The following is a 222-nucleotide window of genomic DNA, read 5'->3' on the forward strand; positions in this document are numbered from 1 at the left end:
CTATGGACAAAGAAACACCGCACCGTAAAAGCAAAGACGATAAGTCAGATAGAGGTCAGCGTATTGTTACAGCGAGCAAGAAAGAACTTGGTGCTATCCAAAGCAGAAATAAGAAATGGAGTACAGATCAAGACCAGCGCCCAGGATCAGGAAACAAAGGCTCGAAGTACACCAGTAATAAAACCCATTACAGTCCCACAGATCCAGACGCTCGGATTAGTG

1 pseudogene is annotated in these 222 nt (G+C 45.0%); it reads left to right on the forward strand.

What is annotated here, in order from left to right:
* Positions 1-5: 5 nt before the first annotated feature.
* Positions 6-222: pseudogene (locus KO500_RS17625) on the forward strand (IS1182 family transposase); the annotation flags it as partial.

This window comes from Cellulophaga baltica (assembly GCF_018861125.1).
Lineage (GTDB): Bacteria > Bacteroidota > Bacteroidia > Flavobacteriales > Flavobacteriaceae > Cellulophaga > Cellulophaga baltica_A.